Consider the following 3,911-nt stretch of genomic DNA (forward strand, 5'->3'; position numbering starts at 1 on the left):
GCCCGTCGAGCTCCCACACCGTCGGCCCGATGCGCGCCGCCCGGATGTTCGCCCGCCGCCTGCGGTCCGAAGGCCTGCTGGCGCAGGTGACGGGCGTGCGCGCCGAGCTGTACGGCTCGCTGGGTGCGACCGGCCACGGCCACGGCACCCCGAAGGCCGTCCTGCTCGGCCTGGAGGACAACTCGCCCCGCACCGTCGACGTCGACCGGGCGGACAAGGACGTCGAGCGGATCATCGCCGAGAAGCGGATCAACCTGCTCGGCGAGCACACCATCGACTTCGACCCCGACAACCAGCTCGTCCTGCACCGCCGCCGCTCGCTGCCGTACCACGCCAACGGCATGACCCTGTGGGCGTACGCGGCGGACGGCTCGACGCTGCTGGAGAAGACGTACTACTCGGTCGGCGGCGGCTTCGTGGTGGACGAGGAAGCGATCGGCGCGGACCGGGTCAAGCCCGACGACACCGCGCTGCGCTACCCCTTCCGCACCGGTGAGGAGTTGCTGCGGCTCAGCCGGGAGACCGGGCTGTCGATCTCCGGCCTGATGCTGGAGAACGAGAAGGCCTGGCGCAGCGAGGAGGAGATCCGCACCGGGCTGCTGGAGATCTGGTCCGTGATGCAGGAGTGCGTGCGGGCCGGCATGACCCGTGAGGGCATCCTGCCGGGCGGCCTCAAGGTCCGCCGCCGGGCGGCGGCCGCGGCCCGGGCGCTGCGCGCCGAGGGGATCGGCCCGGCCAACGCGATGGAGTGGGTGACCCTCTACGCGATGGCGGTCAACGAGGAGAACGCCTCCGGCCGCCGGGTGGTCACCGCGCCGACCAACGGCGCGGCGGGGATCATCCCGGCCGTCCTGCACTACTACCTGAACTTCATTCCGGGCGCGGACGAGGACGGCATCGTCCGCTTCCTGCTCGCGGCCGGCGCCATCGGCATGCTGTTCAAGGAGAACGCCTCCATCTCCGGCGCCGAGGTCGGCTGCCAGGGCGAGGTCGGCTCCGCCTGCTCGATGGCCGCGGGCGGCCTCGCCGAGGTCCTCGGCGGCACCCCCGAGCAGGTCGAGAACGCCGCCGAGATCGGCATAGAGCACAACCTCGGCCTCACCTGCGACCCGGTCGGCGGCCTGGTCCAGATCCCCTGCATCGAGCGCAACGGCATGGCCTCCGTCAAGGCCGTCACCGCGGCCCGGATGGCGCTGCGCGGCGACGGGCGGCACCACGTCTCGCTGGACAAGGCGATCAAGACGATGAAGGAGACCGGCGCCGACATGAAGATCAAGTACAAGGAGACCTCGCGCGGCGGCCTCGCCGTGAACGTCATCGAGTGCTGATCCAGACCACTCGTTCGGACACCCCCGGCGGAACTCCCGTTCCGTCCGGGGGTTTTCGCATTTTCACTGGCGACGGTACGTCAGGAGGGCCATAATCCGGTCGAGTTGGTCCACGCCGGAGGGGGAGGCGGATGAGCTTCCAGTCGTCCGAACAGTGGCGGCCGCCGCAGGAGCCGCCGCCGTCGCCGTATGCCGGATCCGAGGCCACCCGGCTGATGTGCGCCGGGGTGTACCTCGACCCGGAGTTCCGCCGGCGGGTGATCGGCGAACTGGTCGAGCACGACGAGCGCACCGTGCCGCCGTCGCTGGGCTTCGACCTGATCACCGTCCTGGCGCACGCGTTGCGGGCCCGCACGCTGGAGCTCTGGACCGGCGCGGTGCTCGCCGCGCTCTGGATCGCCTTCGGCTACAGCGAGTTCCGGCCCGCGTTCGACGATCCGTCCTCCGGCGGCTCCTGGGGCCCTTACGGCGGGCAGGGCTACGGCTCGTACCCCCACTCCTCGGCCACCGACCAGCTGTTCGGCTCGTCCTCCCCGTCCGTGACGCCGTACGTCCTCAACTTCGCCTTCCTGTACGCCCTGGTCACGCTGATCTCCTGGTTCGCCAAGCCCGCGGAGGTCCGGGAGTACGCGCTGTACGCCCCCGCCACGCCGGGCGGGACCAGGGCCACGGCCCGGCGCTCCGGCGGCTGGCGCACGGCCTTCGCCGTGATCTGCCAGCTCCTGTACTGGTGGGTGGCGGTGCTCGGCCTGTTCGGCCCGGACCCGAAGGGCGTGGTGTTCCCGCTGATGCTCGCGGCGACGGTCGGCGGGCACCGGCTGCTGGTCGCGCAGCTCGTCCGGCGGGAGCTGAGCCGTGACACCTTCGGCAGCCGGCCGCCGCGCCCGCTGCCCGACCGGCCGTACTACCGCCGGCTGCGACAGGCGATCGCCGCCGAGCAGTACTCGCAGCTCATCGTCTACGACCCCGCCGATCCCTTCCTCGGTGCCGGGTTCCCGTACCGCCCCTGGTCGTTCGCGCTGGAGCTGAAGCGCCGCAAGACCGGCCCGGTGGTCACCGACACCGGCGACCTCACCGCGCGCGCCGTGCTCGACCTGATCGTCCCCCGCCTGGCCGCCCTGCGGCAGGCCGCCGCCGAGACCAGCCTGGACCGGCTGCGGGAGCTGGAGATCGAGCACCTGGTCTTCCTGCCGTACGGGCCGACCCGCGCCGACGTGCCGCGCGGCTCCGCCGAGATCAACCGGCACATCGCCGAGGCGGTGGACGAGGGCGGCGAGCGGCGTCGGCACTTCCTGCGGGCGCGGGTCGGCGCCTGGGACGAACAGGTGGTGCTGTCCGTGCTGCTGCGGGTGCACACCCAGGGGCAGTTGCTGGTGCTGGAGGTCGTCCCGCACGTGCTCGGGCCCGTGTGGCGCGACTACGAGCTGCTGGCGGACGCGATGGCCCAGCGGGGCGTACGGCTGCGGCGGCGGCGCCCGGCGGTGTCCGCGTTCACCGCCGCCCCGGCGGCACTGCGGATACTGCTGCACCCGGGCGGCCGGGCGAGCGGTACGACGGAGGACGACGCAGTCCTGGGGTCGGCCCGCCCGATGGTGTCGCTGCGCGAGCTCGCCGCCTCGCGGACCGTCTCGATCTTCCAGGAACTGGACGTCCACCGGTACCTGAAGACGATCCAGGAGCGGATCATCGACGGCGTGCGCGAGGCGCTGCACAACCAGGGGTACGAGACCGGGCGCTTCGAGCAGACCGTGGTGCAGGTGATGGAGGGCGGCATCCACATCGGCTCGATGAGCGGCGGAGCCGTCGCCACCAACGGCGGTACGGCGGAAGACCATTCACGGCGGACCGGAGTGACCGTCACGGGTCAGGGGAACGTCGGACCGGCCTCGTGGCAAGCGAGCGTGGACGTCAAATGAGCGAGGAGCGGAACGTGGCACAGGGCGAGGAGAACACCCCCCGGCAGGGCGGCGGGGTCTCGATCGGCGCGATGACGGGCGGGGCGGTCGCCTCGGGCTCCGGCGCCAGCGCGGAGGACCGCTCGCAGCGGGTCGGCGGGGCGGACGCGCTGCCGGACGTCAGCGGGCTGACGGTGCCCGCCCCGGCGGCGGGCGGGGTCTCGATCGGCGTGATGACGGGCGGCGCGCTCGCCTCCGGGGAGAACGCCCGGGCGGTCGACGCCTCGGTGCGCGGGACGGACGCCTCGGCGCAGCGGCTGCTGGACGCACTGGGCGAGCTGCGGGGCCAACTCCCCCTGTTCGCTCGGGTGGAGGGCAACGGCGTCGCCGAGGTGGAGCAGGAGGTGGTGGCCGTCCAGGGCGCTCTGGAGGCGGGCGGTACGGCCCCGCGCCCCCGGCTGGAGCGGCTGCGGGACCTGCTGCGGAGCTCCGCCACGGCGGTCTCGGCACTCGCCTCGGCGCTGGCGGTGGTGCAGGCGATCGAGCAGTTCCTGGGCTGACGGGCTGAGGCGGCGCGCGAAGGACGGGGGGAGAGAGACGGTGGCGCGGTACTGGGACAGGAACCTCCAGCGGTGGGTGGACCGGCCGGGGGAGGGTACGGCACCGCCGCCTCCGCCTCCGTCGGTGC

3 protein-coding genes are annotated in these 3,911 nt (G+C 73.0%); all 3 read left to right on the forward strand.

Features of this window, described 5'->3' with window-relative positions; translation table 11 throughout:
• On the forward strand, nt 1–1,328 hold a 1,328-nt coding region (locus tag J0670_RS32475; RefSeq protein WP_207815651.1), incomplete at its 5' end, for an L-serine ammonia-lyase.
• 131 nt (nt 1,329–1,459) lie between these two features.
• Entirely contained in the window at nt 1,460–3,244 is a 1,785-nt protein-coding gene (locus J0670_RS32480) for a hypothetical protein (RefSeq protein ID WP_207815653.1), read from the forward strand.
• On the forward strand, nt 3,241–3,783 hold the full coding sequence (locus J0670_RS32485; RefSeq protein WP_207815654.1) for a hypothetical protein: 543 nt from the start codon (nt 3,241–3,243) through the stop codon (nt 3,781–3,783). Before J0670_RS32480 ends, J0670_RS32485 begins: the two co-directional genes overlap by 4 nt.
• The last annotated feature ends 128 nt before the right edge of the window (nt 3,784–3,911 follow it).

It is taken from the genome of Streptomyces sp. FH025 (genome assembly GCF_017427025.1).
Taxonomy (GTDB): Bacteria; Actinomycetota; Actinomycetes; order Streptomycetales; family Streptomycetaceae; genus Kitasatospora.

What these genes read in the sequence shown, in the direction of transcription:
- J0670_RS32480 (WP_207815653.1), top strand. Translation starts at nt 1,460, where the DNA reads ATGAGCTTCCAGTCGTCCGAACAGTGGCGGCCGCCGCAGGAGCCGCCG.
- J0670_RS32485 (WP_207815654.1), top strand. Translation starts at nt 3,241, where the DNA reads ATGAGCGAGGAGCGGAACGTGGCACAGGGCGAGGAGAACACCCCCCGG.